This is a genomic window from Panacagrimonas perspica, assembly GCF_004364935.1.
Classification (GTDB): Bacteria; Pseudomonadota; Gammaproteobacteria; order Nevskiales; family Nevskiaceae; genus Panacagrimonas; species Panacagrimonas perspica.
The window spans coordinates 566642-589647 of record NZ_SOBT01000009.1; the positions used below are offsets into that span (position 1 = coordinate 566642).

General features: G+C 67.3%; 25 protein-coding genes. 12 read left to right on the plus strand and 13 right to left on the minus strand.

Going from position 1 to position 23006, the window contains the following annotated elements:
• Positions 1–61 precede the first annotated feature (61 nt).
• The 8 genes from DFR24_RS14060 to DFR24_RS14095 all read left to right on the plus strand — a co-directional run bounded on the left by DFR24_RS14060 (position 62) and on the right by DFR24_RS14095 (position 9598).
• Complete coding sequence (locus DFR24_RS14060) at positions 62–271, plus strand: hypothetical protein (RefSeq protein ID WP_133882029.1); 210 nt, start codon at positions 62–64, stop codon at positions 269–271.
• A 101-nt stretch (positions 272–372) separates the two neighbouring features.
• Positions 373–2826, plus strand: a complete 2454-nt coding sequence (locus DFR24_RS14065; protein ID WP_133882030.1) for an ATP-binding protein — start codon at positions 373–375, stop codon at positions 2824–2826.
• Positions 2827–2957: 131 nt separating this feature from the next.
• Entirely contained in the window at positions 2958–3638 is a 681-nt protein-coding gene (locus DFR24_RS14070) for a response regulator transcription factor (protein ID WP_133882031.1), read from the plus strand.
• Positions 3625–4920, plus strand: a complete 1296-nt coding sequence (locus DFR24_RS14075) for a sensor histidine kinase (protein ID WP_133882032.1) — start codon at positions 3625–3627, stop codon at positions 4918–4920. The genes DFR24_RS14070 and DFR24_RS14075 overlap by 14 nt, the downstream gene beginning before the upstream one ends.
• A gap of 225 nt (positions 4921–5145) precedes the next feature.
• A complete protein-coding gene (locus tag DFR24_RS14080; protein ID WP_210772635.1) occupies positions 5146–5841 on the plus strand; it encodes a phosphatase PAP2 family protein in 696 nt (231 codons plus the stop codon).
• A gap of 1 nt (position 5842) precedes the next feature.
• Entirely contained in the window at positions 5843–7546 is a 1704-nt protein-coding gene (locus tag DFR24_RS14085; protein ID WP_162851214.1) for a phosphoethanolamine transferase, read from the plus strand.
• A gap of 141 nt (positions 7547–7687) precedes the next feature.
• Positions 7688–8737, plus strand: coding sequence for an NAD(P)-dependent alcohol dehydrogenase (locus DFR24_RS14090; RefSeq protein ID WP_133882034.1), 1050 nt, complete (start codon positions 7688–7690; stop codon positions 8735–8737).
• Between the two features lie 150 nt (positions 8738–8887).
• A complete protein-coding gene (locus DFR24_RS14095; RefSeq protein WP_133882035.1) occupies positions 8888–9598 on the plus strand; it encodes a M50 family metallopeptidase in 711 nt (236 codons plus the stop codon).
• A gap of 235 nt (positions 9599–9833) precedes the next feature.
• Here the strand turns inward: DFR24_RS14095 and DFR24_RS14100 are convergent, their stop codons facing one another.
• The 5 genes from DFR24_RS14100 to DFR24_RS14120 form a co-directional block, all read right to left on the minus strand.
• Positions 9834–11252 (minus strand): type VI secretion system contractile sheath domain-containing protein, encoded by a 1419-nt coding sequence (locus DFR24_RS14100; RefSeq protein ID WP_133882036.1) that lies wholly within the window; start codon positions 11250–11252, stop codon positions 9834–9836.
• Between the two features lie 167 nt (positions 11253–11419).
• Positions 11420–12937: a DUF3943 domain-containing protein gene (locus DFR24_RS14105; protein ID WP_133882037.1), complete on the minus strand. Its 1518-nt coding sequence runs from the start codon at positions 12935–12937 to the stop codon at positions 11420–11422.
• 126 nt (positions 12938–13063) lie between these two features.
• The gene (locus DFR24_RS14110; protein WP_133882038.1) at positions 13064–13501 is read right to left on the minus strand and encodes a hypothetical protein; all 438 of its coding nucleotides are present in this window, start codon (positions 13499–13501) and stop codon (positions 13064–13066) included.
• A 69-nt stretch (positions 13502–13570) separates the two neighbouring features.
• On the minus strand, positions 13571–14155 hold the full coding sequence (locus DFR24_RS14115; protein ID WP_133882039.1) for a DUF4124 domain-containing protein: 585 nt from the start codon (positions 14153–14155) through the stop codon (positions 13571–13573).
• Positions 14156–14252: 97 nt separating this feature from the next.
• On the minus strand, positions 14253–15428 hold the full coding sequence (locus DFR24_RS14120) for an RtcB family protein (protein WP_133882040.1): 1176 nt from the start codon (positions 15426–15428) through the stop codon (positions 14253–14255).
• Positions 15429–15729: 301 nt separating this feature from the next.
• Between DFR24_RS14120 and DFR24_RS14125 the strand changes: the two genes are divergently transcribed.
• Positions 15730–16464 carry a type 1 glutamine amidotransferase domain-containing protein gene (locus DFR24_RS14125; protein ID WP_133882041.1) on the plus strand — a complete coding sequence of 245 codons (735 nt, stop codon included), beginning with the start codon at positions 15730–15732 and terminating at the stop codon, positions 16462–16464.
• Between the two features lie 201 nt (positions 16465–16665).
• Here DFR24_RS14125 and DFR24_RS14130 read toward each other — a convergent pair whose 3' ends face one another.
• Both DFR24_RS14130 and DFR24_RS14135 read right to left on the minus strand, forming a co-directional pair.
• On the minus strand, positions 16666–16893 hold the full coding sequence (locus tag DFR24_RS14130; RefSeq protein ID WP_162851215.1) for a DUF2798 domain-containing protein: 228 nt from the start codon (positions 16891–16893) through the stop codon (positions 16666–16668).
• A 51-nt stretch (positions 16894–16944) separates the two neighbouring features.
• Positions 16945–17451, minus strand: a complete 507-nt coding sequence (locus tag DFR24_RS14135; RefSeq protein ID WP_133882042.1) for a DUF2938 domain-containing protein — start codon at positions 17449–17451, stop codon at positions 16945–16947.
• 80 nt (positions 17452–17531) lie between these two features.
• Between DFR24_RS14135 and DFR24_RS14140 the strand changes: the two genes are divergently transcribed.
• Entirely contained in the window at positions 17532–18008 is a 477-nt protein-coding gene (locus tag DFR24_RS14140) for a helix-turn-helix domain-containing protein (protein WP_133882043.1), read from the plus strand.
• 78 nt (positions 18009–18086) lie between these two features.
• A complete protein-coding gene (locus tag DFR24_RS14145) occupies positions 18087–18785 on the plus strand; it encodes a hypothetical protein (RefSeq protein ID WP_133882044.1) in 699 nt (232 codons plus the stop codon).
• 81 nt (positions 18786–18866) lie between these two features.
• On the opposite strand, the gene DFR24_RS14150 is transcribed toward DFR24_RS14145, so the two are convergent.
• The 6 genes from DFR24_RS14150 to DFR24_RS14175 all read right to left on the minus strand — a co-directional run bounded on the left by DFR24_RS14150 (position 18867) and on the right by DFR24_RS14175 (position 22447).
• Positions 18867–19583, minus strand: coding sequence for a DUF72 domain-containing protein (locus DFR24_RS14150; protein WP_133882045.1), 717 nt, complete (start codon positions 19581–19583; stop codon positions 18867–18869).
• Between the two features lie 62 nt (positions 19584–19645).
• The gene (locus tag DFR24_RS14155) at positions 19646–20032 is read right to left on the minus strand and encodes a hypothetical protein (RefSeq protein WP_133882046.1); all 387 of its coding nucleotides are present in this window, start codon (positions 20030–20032) and stop codon (positions 19646–19648) included.
• Positions 20032–20985, minus strand: a complete 954-nt coding sequence (locus DFR24_RS14160; RefSeq protein ID WP_133882047.1) for a metallophosphoesterase — start codon at positions 20983–20985, stop codon at positions 20032–20034. The genes DFR24_RS14155 and DFR24_RS14160 overlap by 1 nt, the downstream gene beginning before the upstream one ends.
• 174 nt (positions 20986–21159) lie before the next feature.
• On the minus strand, positions 21160–21717 hold the full coding sequence (locus DFR24_RS14165; RefSeq protein ID WP_133882048.1) for a hypothetical protein: 558 nt from the start codon (positions 21715–21717) through the stop codon (positions 21160–21162).
• Positions 21718–21755: 38 nt separating this feature from the next.
• Positions 21756–21968 (minus strand): cold-shock protein, encoded by a 213-nt coding sequence (locus tag DFR24_RS14170; protein ID WP_133882049.1) that lies wholly within the window; start codon positions 21966–21968, stop codon positions 21756–21758.
• A 188-nt stretch (positions 21969–22156) separates the two neighbouring features.
• A complete protein-coding gene (locus DFR24_RS14175) occupies positions 22157–22447 on the minus strand; it encodes a CsbD family protein (RefSeq protein WP_210772636.1) in 291 nt (96 codons plus the stop codon).
• A gap of 167 nt (positions 22448–22614) precedes the next feature.
• On the opposite strand from DFR24_RS14175, the gene rpoZ reads away from it, so the two are divergent.
• Positions 22615–22875, plus strand: coding sequence for a DNA-directed RNA polymerase subunit omega (rpoZ, locus tag DFR24_RS14180; RefSeq protein WP_133882050.1), 261 nt, complete (start codon positions 22615–22617; stop codon positions 22873–22875).
• The last annotated feature ends 131 nt before the right edge of the window (positions 22876–23006 follow it).

The following is a 23006-nucleotide window of genomic DNA, read 5'->3' on the forward strand; positions in this document are numbered from 1 at the left end:
AATCGCTCTCCTGAACTTGGCATGAAGGGCGCATGGAGACCTCCACGCAAGGAGAGTCGACATGCCCACCATCTGGATCGCCGTACTTCTGAGTGCCTGCACCTTCGGTGGTGCCCTCGCCGTGATCGAGGTTTCCGGTGACTTCGCGCAACTGGCGAAAGGCATCTACGCGCTGGCGGTGCTGGGCATCGCGGCCTACCTGGTGACACGCGACAGCCCGGACACCGACGACTTCGCCTCGGGCGCCCTCGAACCCCAATCCGAAACCTGACGCCCGCGACCTCGCGAAGCGTGTAGAACCTGTCGTCCTGCACGTCGATCGCGAGTCCCCTCGCGCTCGAAACCCGCGCGCTCCCGAAACGGCTCCGGCACATGCAGCGCGCCCAGCGGCCCGAGTATCCAGGCGTGCCCGTCGCCGACGTCCCGCGCGACGTCGCCGCTCCCCGAACCGACATCCGCGTCCTGCAGCTGGAGCGCGATCCGGTCGAAGCCGAACGCACGCAGGCCCGCATCGACCAGGCCCTGCCGGGCTGCCTCTTCACCGTCGTCGATCACGAGCAGGCGTTCCGCGATCAGCTTTCTGACACCGCGTTCGACCTGATCCTGGCCGACGACGACCTGCCGGCATTCGACGCCCGCGCGGCGCTGGAGATCGCCAAGGAGCTGGCCCCCGGAATTCCGTTCGTGCTGATCTGTGGCGCGCTCGGCGAAGAGAGTGCCCTCGACCTGCTGCGTAACGGCGCCACCGACCATGTCTCGAAGCAGCGTCTGGACCGGCTGCCGATGGTGGTCCGCCGCGCGCTGGACGCGCTGCGCGAGCACCGTCATCGCGTCGCCGCCGAGCGCGCGCTGTATGAAGCCGAGGCGCATTACCGGATGCTGATCTCGGCGCTGAAGGACTACGTCGTCATCGGACTGGACCGGCGCGGGCAGATCCGCAGCTGCAACAACGCGGCGCGGCAGATTCTGGGCTGCGATCCGGCGAGCCTGGTCGGGCTGGACGCCTCGAGGATCTTCGAGGCGTCGGATCCAGGGCTCGACCTGCCGACCGGCCTGGAGCAGGCGGCGCAGGCCGGCAGCGTCGCCGATGATCGCTGGGTGATCACGCCCGGCGGCAAGCGCATCTTCGCGTCGATCGTGACGACCGCCATCCGCGACGGCGACCAGCGACTGATCGGATTCTCCAAGCTGTTGCGCGACCGCAGCAGCGCGCGCCGCACGGCGGAGATCCTGCAAGTGGCGCAGGCCGAAGCGCGGCGCGATCTGTCACATCGCGCTGCCGCCGAATCGGCGCTGCGCGAGAACAGCGAGCGGCTGGGCGCGGCGCTCGAAGCCGCGGCCGCCGGCACCTTTCGCTGGGATTTCTCCAGCAACGGGATCCGCTGCGACGCTGCGCTGGAGACGCTGCTCGGGCTGCAGACCTCGCTGGGTACGCGCTCCTTCCGCAGCCTGCTGCCGCTGATCCACGTCGACGACCGCGCGCCGATGGCCGAGGCACTGCGTCACAGCCGCGTGCGCGGAACCGACTTCGACCAGGAGTTCCGACTGGCGCGCTACGGCCAGCGCGCCGATCGCGAACCCGAGCGCTGGATGCAGGCGCGCGGCAAGACCTTCGTCGAGCGCGGCATGCCGGTCTACATGACCGGCGCCTGCGTCGACGTCACCGAGCGCCGGCAGGCGGAAGCCGCGTTGCGCGACGCGGACCGGCGCAAGAGCGAGTTCCTGGCGATCCTCGCGCACGAGCTGCGCAATCCGCTCGCGCCGATCCGCTCCAGTCTCGACGCGATGCGGCTGAGCACCGACCCTGCGGTGCAACTGGACATCCGTGATCGCATGGACCGGCAGGTCCAGCACATGGTGCGGCTGATCGACGACCTGATGGACCTGAGCCGCATCGACCATGGCCGCATCACGCTCGAGCGCCGGCAGGTCGATCTCGCCGTCGCCGTGCGATCCGCGCTCGACGCCAGCACGCCGCTGATCCATGCGCGCGCGCACCGCGTGGTGCTGCAGCTGCCGCCGGCGCCGGTCTACGCGCAAGCCGACGAGACGCGCATCGTGCAGGTCATCTGCAACCTGCTGAACAACGCGGCGAGCTACACCGACCCGGGCGGCCGAATCGAAGTGAGCGTCAGACGCGAGGACGGCGATGCCGTGATCGAGGTGAGCGACACCGGCATGGGCATCGACGCCGACATGCAGGCGCGAATCTTCCAGTCGTTCACCCGCATCAAGGCCTCGTCCGTCAACCCGGGCGGGCTGGGCATCGGGCTGTCGATCTGCTCGCAGCTGATCCGCCTGCACGGCGGCAGCATCGCGGTGCACAGCGCCGGCCGTGGCCACGGCAGCGTGTTCACGGTGCGACTGCCTGCGCTGGTGCGCCCACTGGAAACCCCGCAAAAGCGGACGGAGCCCGAGCACGCTGATCCGCTGCGCATCCTGGTGGCCGACGACAACGTCGATGCCGCGGAAGCCCTGGGCGTGACCTTGCAGTGCCTGGGCCACGATTGCCGCACCGTCACGCGCAGCACCGCGGTGATCGGCACGCTGCGCGAGTACCGGCCCGACGTGTTGCTGATGGACATCGGCATGCCCGAACTCGACGGCTACGCGGTCTGCCGGCTGCTTCGCGGCGCCGAAGACCTGCAGGGACGCCTGCCTTTCATCGTCGCGGTGACGGGCTGGGGCGAAGAGGCCGACCGGCGCCGCACCCGGCAGGAAGGTTTCGACCTGCACCTGGTCAAGCCGGTGGGGCTCAAGGATCTCCAGAAGACGCTGGCGACCGCGCGGGAGGCGCGGCGTCGGCCAACGTCGCCCGGGCGTTGAATTTCGCGAAGCGAAAGAGCCAGGGGCCGCTGCGTCGATCGACAGGCTTCCCGGGTTTCACCCGGCCTACGAAATCTCTTACGGAAATTTTACGGACCCTTTGCTAGCGTGTATCGACCCGGAGAGGATCGATGCACCTACTCGTCATTGAAGATCACGCCGACCTCGCCGCGAACATCGGCGAATACCTGCAAGCGCAGGGCAGCGTCGTGGATTACGCTGCCGACGGCCTCACCGGCCTGCACCTGGCCGCCGTCAACCGCTACGACGCCGTGATCCTCGACCTCAACCTGCCCGGCCTGGACGGCATGACGATCTGCCAGCGCCTGCGCCAGGACGGCCGCAGCACGGTGCCACTGCTGATGCTGACCGCGCGCGACACCGAGCAGGACAAGGTGCAGGGCCTCGAAGCCGGCGCCGACGACTACCTCACCAAGCCCTTCTCGCTGGCCGAGTTGCACGCGCGCATCCGTGCGCTGGTGCGCCGCAACTCGGGCAACAGCAACCTGCTGCGCGTGGCCGACCTGAGCTTCGACGCGCTGAGCTTGATCGCCAAGCGCGGCGGCCGCCGCCTGGAACTCACGCGCGCCGCCATCAAGCTGCTGGAGGCGCTGATGCGCGCCTCGCCCGGCGTGCTCTCGCGCGAAGCCGCGGAGCGTGCGATCTGGGGCGACTCGCCGCCGGACAGCGAGGCGAGCCTGCGCGGTCACGTGCACGCGCTGCGCAAGCTGATCGACGACGGCGAAGGCGTGAAGCTGCTGCACACGCTGCACGGCGTCGGCTACCGGCTGGTTCCGGATGCCGACAATTAGGCTGGGACTGCGGGCGCGCTTCATCGCGGCCTGCCTGCTGCTCGTCAGCTTCAGCACCGCCGGCTATTACATGGCGGTGTCGCAGTTCATCGAATTTCTCGAAGCCGAACTGCGCGACACCACCTTGCTGGGCGAGCTCGACGAGTTCGTGCGGACCTACGAACACGACCCGCAGATCCCCGGCCCGCGCGCCCAGGGTCTGAGCAGCTACGTACTGCCCGCGGGTGAACATCCTTCGACCTTGCCCGAGATCCTGCGAACACTGCCGCCGGGCGCCTACGAGGACATCGTCATGGACGGCAAGGAGGTGGCGATCGCGCGCCAGGACGTGAAGGGCGCCCGCCTCTACGTCGTACTCGACATGCAGCGCATCGAAGATCTCGAAGAACATTTCGTCAGCCTGGCCTGGGTCTGCGCCCTGATTTCCTGGGGCGCCGCGGTGGCGCTCGCGCTGTGGCTGGCGCGACGTGTACTGCAGCCAGTGACGGAACTGGCGCACCTGGTGGGCACGCTCAAGCCCGGCGATCCGACGTTGCGGCTCGCGCCGCGCTTCGACGACGCCGAGATCGGCGTCATCGCCACCGCGCTCGATCGCTTCATGGAACGCATGGAGGCGTTCATCTCGCGCGAACAGGCCTTCACCGAGGACGCGAGCCACGAGCTGCGCACGCCGCTGGCGGTGATCGACAGCTCCGCGCAGATCCTTGCGGAAGATCCCGATCTGTCGGCCCCGGCGCACGAACGCGTGCGCCGCATCCTGCGCGCCGCGCAGCAGATGCAGATGCTGATCGAAGCGCTGTTGTTCCTGGCGCGCGAAGAAGGGGCGTACGCGGCCGAAGAACTGCATCTGCACCAGCTGCTGCGGGACGTCGCCGAGAACTACAGCGAGATGGCCGCAGCCAAGAACCTGGAGTTGTCGATCCACTCGGCGCCCGCGGTGATCAACGCGCCGCGTGGCATGGCGGCCTGCGTCATCAGCAATCTGCTGATCAATGCCATCCACTACACCGATCGCGGCCGCGTGGAGGTGCTGCTGGAACCGGGTCGGCTGGTCGTCGTGGATACCGGGATCGGCATCGCACCCGACGAGCTCGGGCGCGTCTTCGAACGGCGCTTTCGCGGCTCGCACAGCCGCGGCCTTGGGCTCGGGCTCTATCTGGTGAAGCGCATCTGCGATCGGCTTGGATGGCGAACCAACGTGGAGAGTTCTCCCGAAAAGGGCACCCGCTTCGAAGTCCTGTTTCCGTCATCGCCCGCAACGACTGGCCGCAAGAGCACCTGAACCCTTCGGTCGGGCCTTCGTGCGCATGAATTCTTCGCGCGCTGACGAATAACTAACGGTCCGTCAACGCCGCCTCCACGCGCTGCTCTCCATGCTGCGTGCATGATCGAACACGCATGCACACGCCTCCGCTCGGCGCGCCGAAGAGCGACGGCGTCCCGCTTCCATTCGCAACGCACGAGCTCGGCGCGCCGTGCGCGCCGCCACTCCATCCGCAGGGTCTGGATGGGCCTGCTCTGCGTGTTCGCTCCTTCGCTGGCCACGGCCGGTGGCACTGGCGGGCCACTGGCCAACGAACATCCGGGCTGGGAGAAAAGCGGCGACGTGCTGCAGTGGGGCATCCCGCTGTTCGGCCTGGGGCTGAGCTTCCTGATGCATCCCGGCCAGGTTGAAAGCAGCTTCGACCTGCTGCTGTCCGATGCGACCGACGGGTCGGGATTGAACTGGCCCGGCCCGCGGCTGCGGCGCTCGCCGTGGCAGGACTTTCTCGTCTCGTTCGCACGCATGGAAGTGGCGACTTACGGGCTGAAGTACAGCATCGATGCCAAGCGCCCCAACGGCGGTGGCCAGTCGTTTCCGTCCGGTCATTCGGCGGCCGCCTTCATGGGCGCCGAGTTCATCCGCAAGGGCTACGGATTCGGCTGGGGCGTCCCCGCCTATCTCGCCGCCGGCTGGGTGGGCTACACGCGCGTCGAATCGCACAACCACTACTGGCGCGATGTGCTCGGCGGCGCCGCGGTGGGCATCGCCTCGAACTACGACTTCGACGACATCGAGACGCCGGTCGGCACGTTGAACATCGGCCTCGCCTCGTTCACGCCGGACATGGGCGGGCATCTGGCCGTGGACGATCCGCTGGCGGTGACGCCGTTCGATGCGCCGCGTCCGATCCCCGGCCTGCTGTTCGAACTGGCGTTCTGAGATGCCGACGATCCCTACCGATGTCGGCACCGTCCGGCCGGCTTCTTCCTCGTCCGTCGGCCAGGCCCGAGCATCGCGGCGGATCGGCGCGCTGCGCATTCCGCGCGGCCGGCTGGGCACCAACAGCCTGCTGCTGATCGTTGCGCTGTACCTGTCGGCGACCCAGAACCACTCTTTCTGGAGCCAGGTGTCGCGCGTGCTGCCGGTCGAGCACGGCACGTCGGTGTACGGGCTGCTCGGCTCGCTGTTCGTCGCGCTCAACGTGCTGCTGCTGCTGGCGATGGCGCCGTTCAGCGCGCGTCGCATCGTCAAGCCGGCGCTGGTGCTGTTCCTGCTCACCGCCGCCGTCTGCAGCTACTTCATGGACAGCTTCGGCGTGGTGATCGACGAATCGATGATCGTCAACGCGGTGCAGACCGATGTGCGCGAGGCCGGCGAACTGCTGAGCCTGCCGCTGCTGCTGCACGTGCTGCTGTACGGGGTCGCGCCGGCGATTCTGGTTGCGCGCGTGGAACGGGTCGGCAGTACATGGCTGCGCGAACTGGGCAAGCGATGCCTGCTCGTGCTGCTGGCGCTGAGCGTGCTGCTGGCCTGCGTACTCGCCAACTACAAGAGCGTCAGCCTGTGGGCGCGCACCAACCGCCACGTGCGCATGTACGTGAATCCGACGTTCCCGATGCACGCGCTCGGCCAGCAGGTGGCCAATCTGCTCAAGGCGCCCGATGCACCGCCGTTGCCGATCGCCACCGACGCCGTGCGCCTGCCGGCCGTCTCGGGCAAGCCCCGGGTCGTCGTGATGGTCGTGGGCGAGACGGCCCGCGCCGCAAACTTCCAGCTCGCCGGCTACGAGCGCGACACCAATCCGGAACTGTCGAAGATCGAGGGCGTCGTCAGCTTCAACCAGCTCTGGTCCTGCGGCACCGCCACCGCAGTGTCGGTGCCCTGCATGTTCTCGCGGCTGCATCGCACGTCGTTCAGCCGCTCGAAGGCGCGCAAGGAAGAGAACGTGCTCGACGTGCTGCATCGCACCGGCGTCGCGGTGTCGTGGCGCGACAACAATTCGGATTCCAAGGGCGTCGCCTCGCGGCTTCCCTACGAGGATTTCCGTCGGCGCAAGGACGCTAGCCTGTGCGACGCCAAAGATTGCCACGACGAGATCCTGCTCGAAGGCCTGGACGAGATGCTCGCCTCGACGACCGGCGATCGCATCGTCGTGCTGCATCTGCTCGGCAGCCACGGACCCTCGTACTACAAGCGCTATCCCGCAACGTTCCGGAAATTCGTTCCGGACTGCGCGCAGGACGACGTGCAGAGCTGCTCGCGCGAGACCATCGTCAACGCCTACGACAACACGATGCTCTACACCGATCACGTGCTGGCGAAGCTGATCGGCATGCTCCAACGTCACCAGGACCAGATCGAGCCGACGATGGTCTACATGTCGGATCACGGCGAGAGCCTGGGCGAGAACGGCATCTATCTGCATGGGCTGCCGTACGCGGTGGCGCCGGACGAGCAGACGCATGTGCCGGGTGTCGTCTGGTCGCCCTCGCACGATCTGAAGTGCGTGCAGTCGCGGCGCATGCGCGCCTATTCGCACGACAACCTGTTCCCGACCTTGCTGGGTTTGTTTTCGATCCAGACGCGGGAGTATCACCAGGGCGACGACATGCTCGGCGGGTGCGGAGTGGCGGCCTCGCGATAGGGCGGGAATCGTCGGCGGACGGGATCCCGAGCTTCGCCCGGGCTACGGTGGGCATCCCGTTTGCGGCGCCCGGAACGGAAGCGACGCATCGAAGTCGTATTCTGCGGGACTTCCCCTCCGCTCCCACGACCGACCGATCCCATGACCACCGCCCGCGCCTACGCTGCTTCGTCGTTGAACGCCCCGCTCGCTCCCTGGTCGCTGGAGCGCCGCGGCGTCGGCCCCGGCGACGTGCGCATCGACATCCTCTTCTGCGGCATCTGCCATTCCGACGTGCACGCCGCCCGCAACGAGTGGGGCGGCACGACCTACCCGCTCGTGCCGGGCCACGAGATCGTCGGCCGCGTCGTGGAGACCGGGAGTTCGGTGTCGCGCTTCCGCCCCGGCGATCTGGTCGGCGTCGGCTGCATGGTCGATGCCTGCCTGACCTGCTCGAGCTGCAAGGCCGGCGAAGAACAGCTCTGCGAAACCGGTTTCACCGGCACCTACGGTGGCACCGACAAGATCAGCGGCGGCGTGACCTACGGCGGGTATTCCGATCACATCGTCGTCAAGGAGAACTTCGTGCTGCGCATTCCCGCCGGCCTCGACCCGGCGGGCGCCGCGCCGCTGCTGTGCGCGGGCATCACCACGTACTCGCCGCTGCGGCACTGGAAGGCCGGTCCCGGCAAGAAGGTGGGCATCGTCGGCCTGGGTGGTCTGGGACACATGGGCATCAAGCTGGCGCACGCGATGGGCGCCGAGGTGGTGCTGTTCACGACCTCGCCGTCGAAGGTGGCGGACGGTGCGCGTCTGGGCGCCGACGCCGCGGTCTTGTGGAAGGATCCTGCGCAGCTCGCGCCCCACGCCGGCACGTTCGACCTGATCCTGGACACGGTCGCCGCCTCGCACGATCTCGATGTGTTCCTGCAGCTGCTGCGTCGCGACGGCACGCTGGTGCTGCTCGGCGCACCCGACCAGCCGCATCCCTCGCCCAACGTGTTCAACCTGCTGCTGCGGCGCCGCAGCCTCGCCGGCTCGCTGATCGGCGGCATCGCCGAGACGCAGGAGATGCTCGACTTCTGCGCGCAGCATGGCCTGCTGTCGGACATCGAGACCGTCCCGGTGCAGAAGGTCAACGAGGCGTTCGACCGCACCGTGAAGGGCGACGTGAAGTACCGCTTCGTCATCGACATGAAGACGCTGGGCTGATCGGGCAGGATTCGCAGCAGGCGGGCGTCCTTTCGTTCGTTCGCCGCGCCGCTTGGTCCGGCGCGGCGGACGGAGCGTGGTCGCCGGCATCGACTTGATCTTCCGCGACGCTCCGGCGCGCGGTCGTCGCACGGGGGAGGAGACGAGCACATGCCGCGGCCGATCACGCAACGCGCCAGTTCGCTGCCCGCGCTCGGCGGCGCCGCGGCGCTCACGCTGGCGCTGTACTTCGTGCCGCAGCTCGGTGTCGTCGCCCGTCCGCTGAGCCTGCTCTCGACCGTCGTCCACGAGCTCGGGCACGGGCTGGTCGCGCTGATGCTCGGCGGCGACCTGCATCGCCTCTACGTGTGGTCGGACGGATCCGGCGTGGCCCAGTACTCGGGTGATTTCGGCCGCTTCGCGAGCGCCGCCACCGCGGCCGGCGGCCTGCTCGGGCCGCCGGTGGCGGCGATGTTCCTGTTCCTGGCCAGCCGCAGCGAGATCGGTGCGCGACGAGCGCTCGCCGTGTTCGCGCTGGTGTTGTCCATCAGCCTGCTGCTGTGGGTGCGCAACCTGTTCGGCCTGTTCTTCATCGCGTCGCTGTGCGCACTGCTGGTGCTGTTGCTGTGGAAGGGCAGCGCGCGCGTGGCACAGCTCGTCACCGCGTTCCTGGCGATGCAGCTCACGCTTTCGGTGTTTTCGCGCGCGGATTACCTGTTCACGGCGAGCGCGCAGACGGCGCAGGGCCTGGGGCCTTCGGATACCGCGCAGATCGCGGAGGCTTTGTTGTTGCCGTATTGGATATGGGGCGCGCTGATCGCGGCGGTTTCGTTGGTGGTGTTGTGGGTTGGCTTGGTCAGCGTGACGCGGGCGCTTCGCTAAGCCGTAGCCCGGGTGAAACCCGGGATTCCTTTCGCAAACCGAGCGCAACCCCGGGTTTCACCCGGGCTACGGGGCGGTGCTCCGTGAGGTTATTCCGGCCAGCGTGGTCGCCGATTCCGCGATCGACCGGAAGCGCATCAGCTGCGCAGCGCGATAAGCAACCGTAGCCCGGACGAAGTCCGGGATTGCGCTCGCACTACGTGGCGATGCCCCGGACTTCGTCCGGGCTACGGGGTTATTCCGGCAGCCCGGCCAGCGTCGCCGCCGGTTCCGCGATCGACTGGAACCGCATCAGCTGCGCGGCATTCAGATGACGATGGCTGAGCAGCGGCATCAACCCGGCGCCGAGCAGGCGCTCGGCCTGCGCGTCGCCCATGAAGCGCTCCGCCGAGGGCACCAGTTCCTTGTCGCCGTCGCGATCGATGCGCGTGGCGCTGGGAAGATCGCCGATGTCGCGTTCGTCGTTGGGCGAGAACGACCAGCCTTCCGCCGCACGGAACGCGCGCCCGAGCAGCAGCGCGCAGGCCAGCGCACCGGAAGCCCAGAGGTAGTGCTCGTGCGCCGGGGTGTTGCCCAGTTCCTCGAACGCGAAGGCGTCGATGCGCTCGTCGCGCGCGCCGTAAGGCCGCCGCATCAGCAGGCGCGGCGCCACCAGGCCGATCCAGCGCGCGAGGTCGCTCTTGCGCAGTTCGTTCCAGTCGTCGAGACCCGGGGCCTCGGCGTCCGCCAGCGCCGGATCGCCTTCCGCAAATACCGGACCACGCGCCTTCGCCGCGACCATCGCCAGTTCCGCCAGCAGGCCGATGTCGGCCGGCGACGCGCCGAACCGATACAGGCTCACCACCGCCGACCAGCCCAGGCCGCCCGGCTGGTTGCGCCAGCGATCCACCAGCGCGGCGTGAAGACCCGTCTTCGCCACTTCCGCGCCGGCGTTGATGTAATCGAGCAGCAGCTCTTCGCGCGTCACGTCGAACAGGTGCAGCTGCAAGGTCTCGTCGAGTTCGAGATTCGCCACCAGCCACTGCACCCCGCGCCACGCGGCCTCGCGCGACTGGAATGCCGGGTCGTGCAGGACCTGGCGCATCTGCTCGGCAATGGCCGAATCCACGGCGGCCACGTAGCTCCTGGTCTCCGCCGTGCGATCCGGAACGATGTGCGGCGCGACGATGCGACGGATCATCGCGTCGAAGCCCTCGTCGGCGGATTTCGCAGCCGCACGCGAGGACGCGACGCCTGCCGGCGTGCCGCCGAGCAGCGCGGACAGCGGAGAAGCCTCGTCCGATGCGCTGCCGGCCGGCGCGGCAGGCGCCACGGTCGATGCTGGCGGCGGTTGCGTGCGTGCCGTGCGCAGCGCCTGGAACAGCGGCAGCTTCGCGAACAGGGCATCCGGGTGGAAATCGTCGAGGCTGGCAAACGCGATATCGCCGACCCCGGTGCTCACGCGCGGCGCGAGACGCGCCATCGTCGCGTCGAAGTTGTCGACATCGACACGAAGCGTCGGGCGCGTCGCCAGCGGCGTGCGTTCGGATGCGGGACGACCGCTGAAATCGCCCAGCAGCAACAGTCGCATCGGCGCATCCGGCTCACGTGGCTTGCGACTGCCTGCGCCCTTGGGTCCGAAGTCCATGCCGAAATCCATGCGTCCCGACGCCATCGCCGCTCTCCCTGTCTGCCTGCATCCGCACCATGCCCGAACCTGCGGGCGATGACCAACGCGGGCTGTGATCCAGGTCCGGCCGCAGGTGGCGACCCCGCTCGTCGCTGCGGGCTTCGCTGGAGGCGCTCGGGGGATCGCGGACCCGGGCGCTTTTCCGCGAACGCTCAGTAACCCGCGCCCGGCCCGCCGTCGCTGCGCGGACGCCAGTCGACCGCGCCCGATCGGGTCTGTCCCAGATAGGTGTAGCCCACGCTGAGCGCGCCCACTTCCTGGTTCGCGTCCGGCAGTCCGTCGTAGCTCGCGTCGCGACGCGAGAACACGTACTTCAAGGTCAGGCCGTGCAGCCGGTACACACGCCACGTCAGCGACACGTCGGCACGGATGATGTTCTCCTTGCCGTTGTCGTCATCCGACGCGGTGTCCGAGATGCGGTAGTCCCGCGCCGTCATGTCCAGCGACACGACGTCGCTGAAGATGAATCGCAGGGCGAGCAGCCCTTGCGCAGAAATCCCGGCGCGATAGTCGCGCTCCTCGCCGCTGCGCGCCTCGCCCGCGGAGCCGTAGCCGACGCCGCCCAGAACCGTGCCCTGCAACGCGACGTCGCGCGACATCCACCATTGCGCCGTCGTGCCCAGCGACGCCGAGGTCGTCGACACGCGGAAGATCTGCGGTGCGATGTAATCGTAGGTGCCGTACAGACCCCAGATGCCGCGATACGAATCGCCGATCGAGTAGTTCGTGCCGATCAGCAGGCCGCGCGACATCACGTTCTCCAGCGCGTTGCTCGTGGCGGCCGTGAACTGGAAGTGGAAATAGTCGAACGGGCGGTCGTAGGTGTATCCGGGTTTTCCTGGCAAGCCGTACGCCATCGTGAAGTCCGCGATCGCCTCGCCCTTGCGGTAACTCTGCGGCGTGAAGTCCTCGGCCTCTCCGCGCGCGCTCACGTCGGAATCGACATCGGACGCGACGTTCGCGCCGATGTCGATGCGCGTGTACACCGCCGGATCATGACTGCGAAAGACGCCATCGAAGCGCTTGCCGTAGGCAGCACGAGTGAAGCCGGTCGACGGCGAGATGAAGGCCGCGCCGATCTCGCGCCAGAAGCCCGGCGGCCCGCCGTTGTTGCTCTCGAGCAGAAGGCTGGCCATGCGAAACAGCGGCTCGCCGAGAAAGCTGCCGCCGAATCCGGTGGTGAGCTGATCGTTGAACGAGGGCTCGGTGGTTTCTCCCATGACCTCCCAGGCCGCGCTGGCGACGAAGGTGTAGGCCGAGGCGGCCCAGTAGTCCAGGCCCGCCGCGCGCGAGAAGCCGTGATACATCGAGCCCTGGTACGGGTGGCCGATCTGGTTGATGTCGAAGCGGTCGCTGTCGTAGACCCAGTCGCCCTTCAGGTTGTCCTTGATCGATCCCCAGTTCGAGTCGTAATCGGATACGCCCGAGAACTCCCGGTTGTACTGGTTGAGCAGGAAGTCGAACAGGAAGATGTTGGCCGCCGGAACCCACCAGCTCTTGCCGCTGCCTTCACCCCAGTTGAGGACCGGCACCGGCTTGTTGTCGGCGAACGCGGTCGGCGCGCGCTGCTGCTGCGAGGAATCGAGCGGCGGATCGTTCTCCGCCCAGGCGGGGGTTCCGATGACGAACAGGGCCAGGGCACACAGCAGGACGCGGGAAGTGGGACGCATGGCCTGCAGGTCTCGGGGATGGGCGGCGAGCGCACTCGCAATCGGTGTGCCCGGCCCACCCGTCCCGCGGGACCGGTGCGTGATCCCGGGCTTCGCCCGGGCTGCGCGGTTCCGGTCGGCTACGCGCTATTTCTTCGCCGGCTTGGTTTCGTACGCGTCCATCGCCTTGAGCAGCGCCGCCTTGTTCCGCTCGACGCGCGCCACGCACAGCTGCTCCGTGTCCGCCGACATCTGCAGGTACGCCTCGGCGCCCTTCGTCTTCATGATCTCCTCTTCCCGCGCTCCGACCTTTTCGGCGGCGGCCTTGAACTCGGTCCGGAGCTCGTGGCCGGCCAGCGCGGTGGCAATGCGCAGGTAGGCCTGCACGTTGTCCTCCACCTTGCGAAGGTCCGCCGCGTCCTTGTAGTTGGAACTGCGCAACAGGAACGCGTAGTTGGCGCGCGAGGCAGCGCAGTCGAGATACGGCGCATAGGCCGGTTCGGCCGGGGGCGTCGCCGCAGCGAGCGGCATGGAGGCGATCAGCAGGGCAGCAGCGGCGAGCAGTCTGGGGTGGCGAAAGGTCATCGGGATCGGCATCGGGTCCGGGGAATGTTGTCGCGCACGATAAAGGCAGTTGCCGGCTCGTGCCGAGCTTCAGCGATCGTCGCTGCGGCTCGCGCCCCCCTGCGTCGAGGGGCGCCGCGATCCAGAGGAAGACGACGGCGTGGGCATCGGCGAACGGGGAGCGACCTGCCGGACCGTCGGCGGCTTGGGCACGTAGCTGCTGCTGCCTCGCGGCGGGTCGATCATCGGCGTCTCGTCGGGACGTCGCGGAACACGCGGCCCGCGGTCGTCGTGCCGGTCATGTCCGCGACGGTCGCCTCCACGCTCGTACGGATGGACCGGGTAGGCCGCCACGCCATCGTCATAGGGATAGGACGCCGGACCGGGCTGGCTCAGGATCACCTGCGCGTTCGAATCCTTCGGTGTCGTGACCTCGATGTGCTGCCGGCGGGTCTCTTCCCGCGTCACGAGGGCGCCGAGTGTCTCGCGGCGCGAGGTCTCCGAATCGATCGTCGTGACGTTGCCGGCGCGCGGGTCGTACGGCGTGGCGCGCTGGCTGTCGTTGCAGGGCTGGTCCTGGTAATGCTTGCGGCCCGCATCGTCCGTGCACTTGTACACCTGCGCCTGCGCCGTGCCGGCCGCGATCAGCGAGACGAAGGTGAGCAGCACACGCATCACGGTGTCCGGTCCCCGAAGCCCGCCCGACGTGGGCGCGATGCAGTGTGGCAGGTCGGGTGGACAGCGGCATCGGGGTAGCTCGTCGAAGCGCGGATCACCCCTTCACGCACAGCACCTGCTTCAAGGTATGCACCACCTCCACCAGGTCCGACTGGTCCTTCATCACCGCTTCGATGTCCTTGTAGGCCGCCGGGATCTCGTCGAGGATCCCGCTGTCCTTGCGGCATTCCACGCCCAGCGTCTGGCGCCGCAGGTCCTCGACCGTGTAGTTCTTCTCGGCCTCGTTGCGTGACATGCGGCGTCCTGCCCCGTGCGCGCAGGAACACAGCGATTCCGCGTCGCCCTTGCCGCGCACGATGTAGCTGCGCGCACCCATGCTGCCCGGGATGATGCCGAGATCCCCGGCGCCGGCGCGGATCGCGCCCTTGCGGGTCACCCAGACGTCCGCACCGTAGTGATGTTCACGCGCGACGTAGTTGTGATGACAGTTGATGGCCTCGCTCGTCAGCGTGAACGGCCGCAGATCCGCATGCATCACGCGCAGGACCAGTTCCAGCATCAGCCGGCGGTTCTCCATGGCGTAGTCCTGCGCCCAGCCCACGGCCTCGACGTAGTCGTCGAACAGCACGCTGCCCTCGTTGAAGTACGCAAGATCGCGATCCGGCAGGCGGATGCAATGACGCTCCATCTCGCGACGTGCAGCCGCGATGAAGAACTGCCCGATACGGTTGCCGATGCCGCGCGAGCCCGAGTGCAGCATCACCCACACATCCTGGTTTTCATCCAGGCACAGCTCGATGAAGTGATTGCCTCCACCCAGCGACCCGAGCTGCAATTTCCAGTTCGCGTCCAGATTCGGATATTTCGACTGGATGACCGACAGGCCCGGCGCGACGCGCGCCAGCGCGTGCCGCTGCGTGTGCGTGTCCTTGTGTCCCGCCGATCCGATCGGCACCGCCTGCTCGATGCGCGCGCGAAGTTTCCCCAGGGAGTCCGGCAGATCCCGCGCCTTCAGCGACAGGCGCACGGCGTTCATGCCGCAGCCGATATCCACGCCCACGGCAGCCGGAATGATGGCGCCCTGGGTGGGAATCACGGAACCCACCGTCGCACCGATGCCCAGGTGCACATCGGGCATCGCAGCAACGTGGTGATGAACGAACGGCAGCGTCGCCACGTTGGCGAGCTGCGCCTGCACGTTGTCGGCCACCTCGTCGGTGTAGATCTTCACGGGCACACGGCCCTGCGATAGCACTTTGCGAATCGGCATCGACCTTCTCTCTCTTCTCCTGCCATCTGCGTCGCCGAACAAAAAACGGCCACGGCCCCTTTCCAGGGGCAAGGACCTGGAATCGTTCCAGGTCGGAAACACCAGCGGCTTGAACCTCTGACGTCGTCATGCCGCGAGGATCTGCGCTCGCTGTCAGCAAGCTTTCGCTCGCCTGCGATCGTGGGCACCTGTGACCAGCGAATCCCCGCAGCGTTCGCCCCGGGCACGCCGGATGCTGAGGTCCCACATCCATCGTTCACACATCCATCGTTCAACCGTACCGATCCAACCGGAGCGCCAGATGAATATCCTGATGATCACCACCAGTGCCTCGCGCATGCCGCCCGACCATCCGACCGGCCTTTGGCTCGAGGAGTTCGCCGTTCCGTACGAACATTTCATCGAGGAAGAGGCGACCGTCACAGTTGCCTCGCCGCGCGGCGGCGCGATTCCGCTCGATCCCAAGACCGAGCCCAACGACCGCCAGCGCATCAAGTGGTTCCGCGCACTGCAAGCGCTCAACGACACGATCCCACTGGACGACGTCGACGACGAAGCCTTCGACGGCGTCTTCATTGCCGGTGGTCACGGTCCGCTCGTCGATCTGGTGGACAACCCGATGCTCCAGCGACTGCTCGCGAATTTTCACGCCGACGGCAAGCTGATCGGCGCCGTGTGTCATGGCCCTGCCGCGCTGCTCAACGTGCGCGGCGCGGACGGCCACTACCTGATCCGCGACACCCGCCTGACCGGCTTCAGCAACCTGGAGGAACGCCTGACCGGCATGCACGGCAAGGTTCCGTTCCTGCTCGAGGACGAGATCAAACGTCGCGGCGCGAAGTACGACGCCGCACTGATTCCGATGACCTCCCACGTGATCCGCGACGGTGGCCTGATCACCGGACAGAACCCGGCGTCCAGCCACAAGGTTGCCGAGACGTTTCTCGACGACCTGCGCAGCAACCTGCAGTTGTTCGAGCAGCTCGGCTTGAGTTTCGATGCGCCGAGGTCGGCAGCACAGGCGATGCGCAATTGAAAAAAGCCGCCCGGCTTTCGCACCGGGCGGCTCGTTCTACCCAATCCCCAGCGCCTGACGGCCGTGTAGGGTGCGCTCCGCGCACCGAATCCCGGCCGGAACATCGGCGAGGTGCGCGGAGCGCACCCTACGTTTCGGGCGCCGGATTCATCGCACGTCGCGTTGTCGCGAGTGTCCTGCACGACCAATCGCCCGAAATCTTTACAACGCCGTCACCCGGGCGACGACGCGCCGAACCCACGGCGTCACCAAGGTCACGGTGGGAAACGCGATCGGCCATGTCGTGGCGCAACTGCGCATCCACTGCTCGGTGAATCCGGGATCCAGGCCGCGATTGATGGCGAGCACGAACGCTGAAACCAGCGCGACCATGATGGCCGACAACAGTCCGCCGAACAGCAAGGGAGCGAAACGGGAAGGAATACGCATGACGATGGCCTCCAGTGAAGCGGGAAGAGGAAAATCGAAGAAGGCACGACATCAAGGCGAGACGGCCAGGCATCGCACCGTCCAGCCGGCGATATAGAGCCCGCCTGCGAACAACGCGTGGTTGATCAGGCTGCGCACGCGGGCCGTCGCGGGATCCGGCGCGCGATGCGACGCGATGCCCGCACCCATGCACGGCTGCATCAGCAGGAACGGCGCGGCGACCGACCCGATGCCCACGATCAAGGCCGGCATCACCGTCGGTGCCGCGATCCACTCCACGCCCTGGATCCACAACAGCGCGAACGCGAACACGACGCCGATGGTGTAGTGCACGAACCAGCCGAGTGGCTTCTCGCCGCGCATCGCTGGCGACGCCGCGATCGGCCTGTGGACCAGACGTCCCCGTACCATCCACGCGACCCATCGCCCGACCAGGTCGTAGCGCGGCATCGGCAGGCCGGCGGCATGCTTCAGTGCCCAGCCCCCAAGATCCATGACGCCGGTCGCGACCGTGCCGACGAGTAATGCGTATCCGAAAACTTCGATGATCTGATCCATGTTCGTGTGTCCTCTTGCGCTTGCCAGCCCGTGTCAGGCGAGGCAAGGTGCCACTTGAAGTTCACTTCAAGTCAAGAGCCATGGACGATCTGGATATCGGCGAGGTGGCGCGGCAGACGCACGTGAATCCGTCGGCGCTGCGCTTCTACGAACGCAAAGCGCTGATCCGCTCCAACGGCCGCAATGGCCTGCGGCGGCAATACCCGGCCAGCGTCGTGGAGCGTGTCGCACTGATCGCGCTCGGGCAGGCTGCCGGATTTTCGCTGGACGAGATGGCCCGCATGTTCGCCACGCACAACGGGCACCCGGCGATCGACCGCGATGCGCTCGCCGCCAAGGCCGCCGAACTCGATGTACGCATCCGCCACATGACGGCGATGCGCGATGGCCTGCGTCATGCGGCCGTGTGTCCCGCGCCGAGCCACACGGAGTGCCCGAAGTTCCGTCGGCTCGTGCGCGTGGCGGCTTCCGGAAAGATGTCGGCGGCGATGACCGCGAAGAAGCCCGCAAACAGGACGAAGAAGTCGAAGGGCACGAAGACCGCGAAGGGGAAATAGCGCGGCGGCATCGCGGGGAACGCCGCACAGGAACACGAGTCCAAATTCGCAACCCCGATCCTCGAGAACCCACTGGCCATGGAACACCCGCATCGCCCTGCCGCTTCGCTGCAGCGACTCACCGACATCGCGCCGCTGTCCGGTGTGCTGTCGCTGCCGTCTGGTCCGCGATCCGGCGCCGCGCTGCTCTGCTTCCTGCACGGACACGGCGAGGCGCAGCCGATGGATGCGGTCAGTGCGATGACGATGCACGGGCCGCTGAACCCGCAGTCCGCCGTCGATGCCGAGGGTCTCGCGCTGCCCTTCGTCGTCGTGGCGCCGCAGTTGCCGGTGGCCGGCGACCACTGGCATGTGCAGGCGGATCGCATCGCCGATCTCGTGCAGGAGATCGAAGCCCGCCATGGCACCGACCCGGCGCATCGTTACCTGGCCGGTTTCAGTTTCGGCGGCAACGGCGTGTTCGACCTGGCGCATCGACAACCCGGTTTCTGGTCCGCGCTGTGGTCGGTCGACCCCACGCGCATTCCCGAGCCGGATCTGACGGCGCCGCTATGGCTATCCGTGGGTTCGCGCGCGCGTCTCGTCGTCTCCACTTCCGTGCAGCGCCTCGGCTCCACCGAACTCGCCGCCGATGCGGTCGACGCGCCGGACGGCGTTGCGCGTGTGCACCTGGATCAGGGCGAGGATCACGTCGAGACGGCGCAGCGCGCGTTTGCCGATGCGCGGATCTATCGGTGGTTGTTGCGGCAGCGGCGTGAGGGGCGGGGTTCGCGATGAACTCGGATCGGCCCACCCGTAGCCCGGACGAAGTCCGGGGTTCCTCTCGCATACGGAGCGCAACCCCGGACTTCGTCCGGGCTACTCGTTCGCGAACTTCATCAAGGTCTGTGCGTAGGCCGGCGCGGTCGGCTCGTGCATGAAGTACACGTGGATCTGCTTCCAGCCGGTCTCCAGCAAGCGTTCCGCCCACCGCTGCAGATCACGCGCCGAGTATTCCTCGAGCCGCAGCCGCACATAGCCCCAGGGCGCGGTCTCGACCAGAGGTGGCGGCGCGTTGTCCTCGCGCTCGGACAGGCAGAGCGAAGCGCCGGACGCGCGCAGGACCGCGTAGACCTCGTCGTCGAACCAGCTCTCGTCGCGGAACTCGAACGCGGCGTGATGATCGGCCGGCAGCAGCGCCAGGAATTCGGACAGCACCGACACGCTCTTCTTCACGTACGGCGGCAACTGGAACAGCACCGGTCCGCGCTTGTCGCCGAGCGTCGCGAGCGTCTTGTACAGATAGGTCACCGCATCCGCCGCGGCATCCACTCGCAGCTTCGCCTGGTGCGTGATGAGCTTTGGCGCCTTGATGGCGAAGCAGAAGCCCGCGGGCGTGCGCTGCACCCAGTTCTCCAGCACCGTGACCTTGGGCATCGCGTAGAACGTGTTGTTGATCTCCACCGTCGGCAACTGCTCCGCATAGAACGCGAGCATGGCCTCGGGCTTGATCTTGTCCGGGTAGAACGTGCCCTTCCACTCCTTGAAGGAGTAGCCGCTGGCGCCGGCACGCAGGCGGGTCTTCTTGTGGGTCATGATCGTGGCATTGAAGCACGACTCGTCGGCGAGACGAGCGGGATCAGCTCTCCACGCAGCGATCAGCGCGGCGCGTAATCCGCCGGATCGTCCGAGCACTCGCTGCCGTAGGCACGCGCCTGCACGATGGTTTCGGAAGGATCGACCGACAGCACGCGTGCGCAGCGCACGGCCCAGGCCATGCCGGCGGGCAGCGCGGTCGGAGGCGGTTTCCCAGCAGCGTTGTCGGCCTTCCAGACGAGCACGCCGAGCGTTCCCTCGCGCGTGATCGAATCCGGCATGCCCCACATGCCGATGGCTTCGGCGACCTTGTGGCCTTTCCATGCGTCCATGGCCAGGCTCACGTTCTTGCTGCTCGTGGATTGCGGCGCGTTGGATGCGCAGGCCGCGAGCAGACAGATCCACAGCGCCAGCGCGCCGCGAAATGGCCGAAGGCCCGGCCTGTCCATCACGCCGTCGCCAACGACGGACGCAGATATGCCTCGCGCAGCGACACCGCGTTGGGCAGGGGCATGCCGTCGGGCTCGGTGCGCATGCGGCCTTCGCGGTCGCACTGCCAGTAGCGGTCCGCACGCGGATCGGCCAGCGTGAGACGGCCGTCGACCTTGTACGCGCCGGTATCCAGGAACAGCACGTTGCCGGAGCGCGCGGGCCGGCGCGCCGGGATGATCGTGTGACCCACCAGCACCAGGTCGACGCCCTGCACCGGCGTCACCGCGCGGATCGTGCGCGCGCGATCGGCTTCGTCGAGATCGTCGGCCTCGGGGTTCTGCGCCATCTGCATCAGCGCGTTGATGCGGCGACGTCCCCACAGCAGGCTCGACTCGAGGTTGGAGTCCTGGTCGTCCACCTGGTCGGACGGGCCCGGCCGCACGCGCCGCACGGCGTCCCAATCCACCCCCGGCGGCACTTCGGCGTGGACCAGGCCCACCTGTCGCCCGTCGCCCAGATCCAGCTCGATCACCAGCGGCATCGCGCGGATGATCGTCGCGAGTTCTTCGAGACGCTCGTCCGTCAGCTCGTCGGCCCAGTCGCCGCCGTTGCGTTCCCACACGCGGCGATAGGCCGGGTTGAAGCGCGAGGCCAGCAGCAGTTCCTCGTGATTGCCGCGGATGCAGAAATGGCTCGGCTCGTCGTGAAAGCGCCGCACCAGCTCCTCGCTTCCCGGCCCGCGGTCGATCAGATCACCCAGCGAAAAGAGGCGATCCAGATGCGGATCGAAGCCGACTGCGCGCAGCAGGCGGTCGAGCATCGAGATCTGGCCATGCACGTCGCCGACGACGAAATCGCGGCCCGTCGGATTGGGACCGACGCGAAGGAAGGTACGCGGCGCACGCAGAACGACCGTCGCATCCGGGTCGAAACCGGAGTCGGAAGACGCATCGGACGGGCTGGCAGCCATGCCCCAGCCTAGCGAAACTTTCGCCCGCAAGGCGGATCAGGCCTCAGCCCCCGTAATCGCCCGTAGCCGGAGGAGCCGATGGCCCGCACCCGCCCGTAGCCCGGGCGAAGCCCGGGAAACCCTCAATCTGCCGCGAAAGACCCGGACATCGTCCGGGCCAACGCTAGCCGCGGCTCAGCATTCCACGCCCTTGCGGTCGCTCTTTGCCTTGTCCGTGAAATCCGCGGGCACGACATAGCGGCCGTTGGCAGCGCGGCGTGCTTCGGCAATGTGATACGCACCGTCGTCGCCCAGGAACGAACCGGCGTGGTGGTACTTGCCATCCTGGCCGCGAAAACTGCCGCGTGGATGGTATTTGCCGTCGAATCCCTTGTACGCGCCGGCCGGGTGATAACGACCGTCGTCGCCCAGGAACGAGTACTTCGGGTGGTAATTGCCGTCGGTGCCCAGAAACTGGTCGCGATGGCGATAAACCCCGTCGGAACAGCGCACCTCGTCGTGCCGGTGATAGCACTTGTCGGTGCCCAGGAAAGAACCGGGCGGGTGATACGCGCCGTCCTGACCCAGAAAATAACCCGGCGGGTAGTAGCGGCCATCATCGCCACGTACCGACCCGACGGGGTGCATATGACCGTCGTCGCCGCGTACGCGGCGATCGACGGCCAGCGGACGGGTCCGGACGCGCTGGACCGCGTCCTTGGACTGCGGCCGTGAAGCAGGGCTGCGGTTCATGGACGTTTCCTTGTGCGGCGGACCTTCGGCCGCGCCGTTTATAGCGGCTTGATCTGCGTGGCCTGCATGCCCTTCGGACCGCGCGCGGCCTTGTACTCGACGCGCTGGCCTTCAACGAGGGTCTTGAAACCGGAACCCTGGATTTCCTTGAAGTGCGCGAAGAGATCTTCGCCGCCGGCGGCGGGCGTGATGAATCCAAAGCCCTTGGCATCGTTGAACCACTTCACGGTGCCGGTTGAGACGTCTGACATGTTGCTTCCTCGAAAGTTTGAATCTGATGAATGAAACGTAAATACCTGCAAGCACCTGCCTGCAGGCGGTGAAACATTGTCGGGGTGTATCTGCGGATCAGCCGCCGTGCGAAATGCACGCTTCCATGCAGCGCACCGGGCGCGTCAGGGCCCGTATGCGTTGATCCAGCGCCAATGCCCGCACGCGCTCAGACCGGAACGGCAAGGAATTCGGCGACCTGCTGGTCCGCCTGTTCGCGGGTGAGCTGGTAGCGAAGCTGCACGAGACCCGCGAGCCGGTGCATGTTTCCGCGCGCCTGGGCGAGTTCGACCGGATCCAGTTTCGGCCAGCGCAACTGGGCGCCCGGAATGGCGCGTTTCCAGTTCGCATGGAGCAGCGCCAACTCGCTGACGGCAGCGGCCTGGAGCTGTTTGCGCGTCCTGAGCACCTTCGGAACGGTGACCGACGCAGGGACATCATCTTGCTGGGTCGGGGTCATGGCAGATACCGAACGAAAGCGGGAGCGGAGGACCACCATACGCGCAATTCCATCGGGACGTATCCGCGCGGTCCGCTGCTACCGCTCGCGAAGCGCGCCGACCCAAGCTTTTCGGGACGAGGCTACAGTGGGTCACCGTGATCTTGCGGCGCTCCACCGGACACCGAATGACACGCTATCCCCTCGAAGATTGTCTGCAGCGAATTCCCAACCATTTTTCGCTGTGCGCGATCGCATCCAAGCGGGCCCGCCAGCTCGCCCGCGGTGCGCCCTCGGAGATCCCGGTGGGCACGCACAAATCCACGGTGCTCTCGCTGATGGAGATCTCGCGGGGCCTGGTGGGCGTTGGGGTCCTCGACGAAAACGACCTGCCGCTCGCCGAGCGCAGCGCCGTGGAATTCAGCCCGCTGGAATTTCCGTACGACTGAGGCAGTACCCCGTAGTCCGGGTGAAACCCGGGGTTCCTGCGCAGGGTGCGAGCGGCCGTGATGTTCGAGAAGCGCCCCGGGGTTTCACCCGGGCTACGGTTGCCTCACGCGATATTCACGGCCCCCGCCCG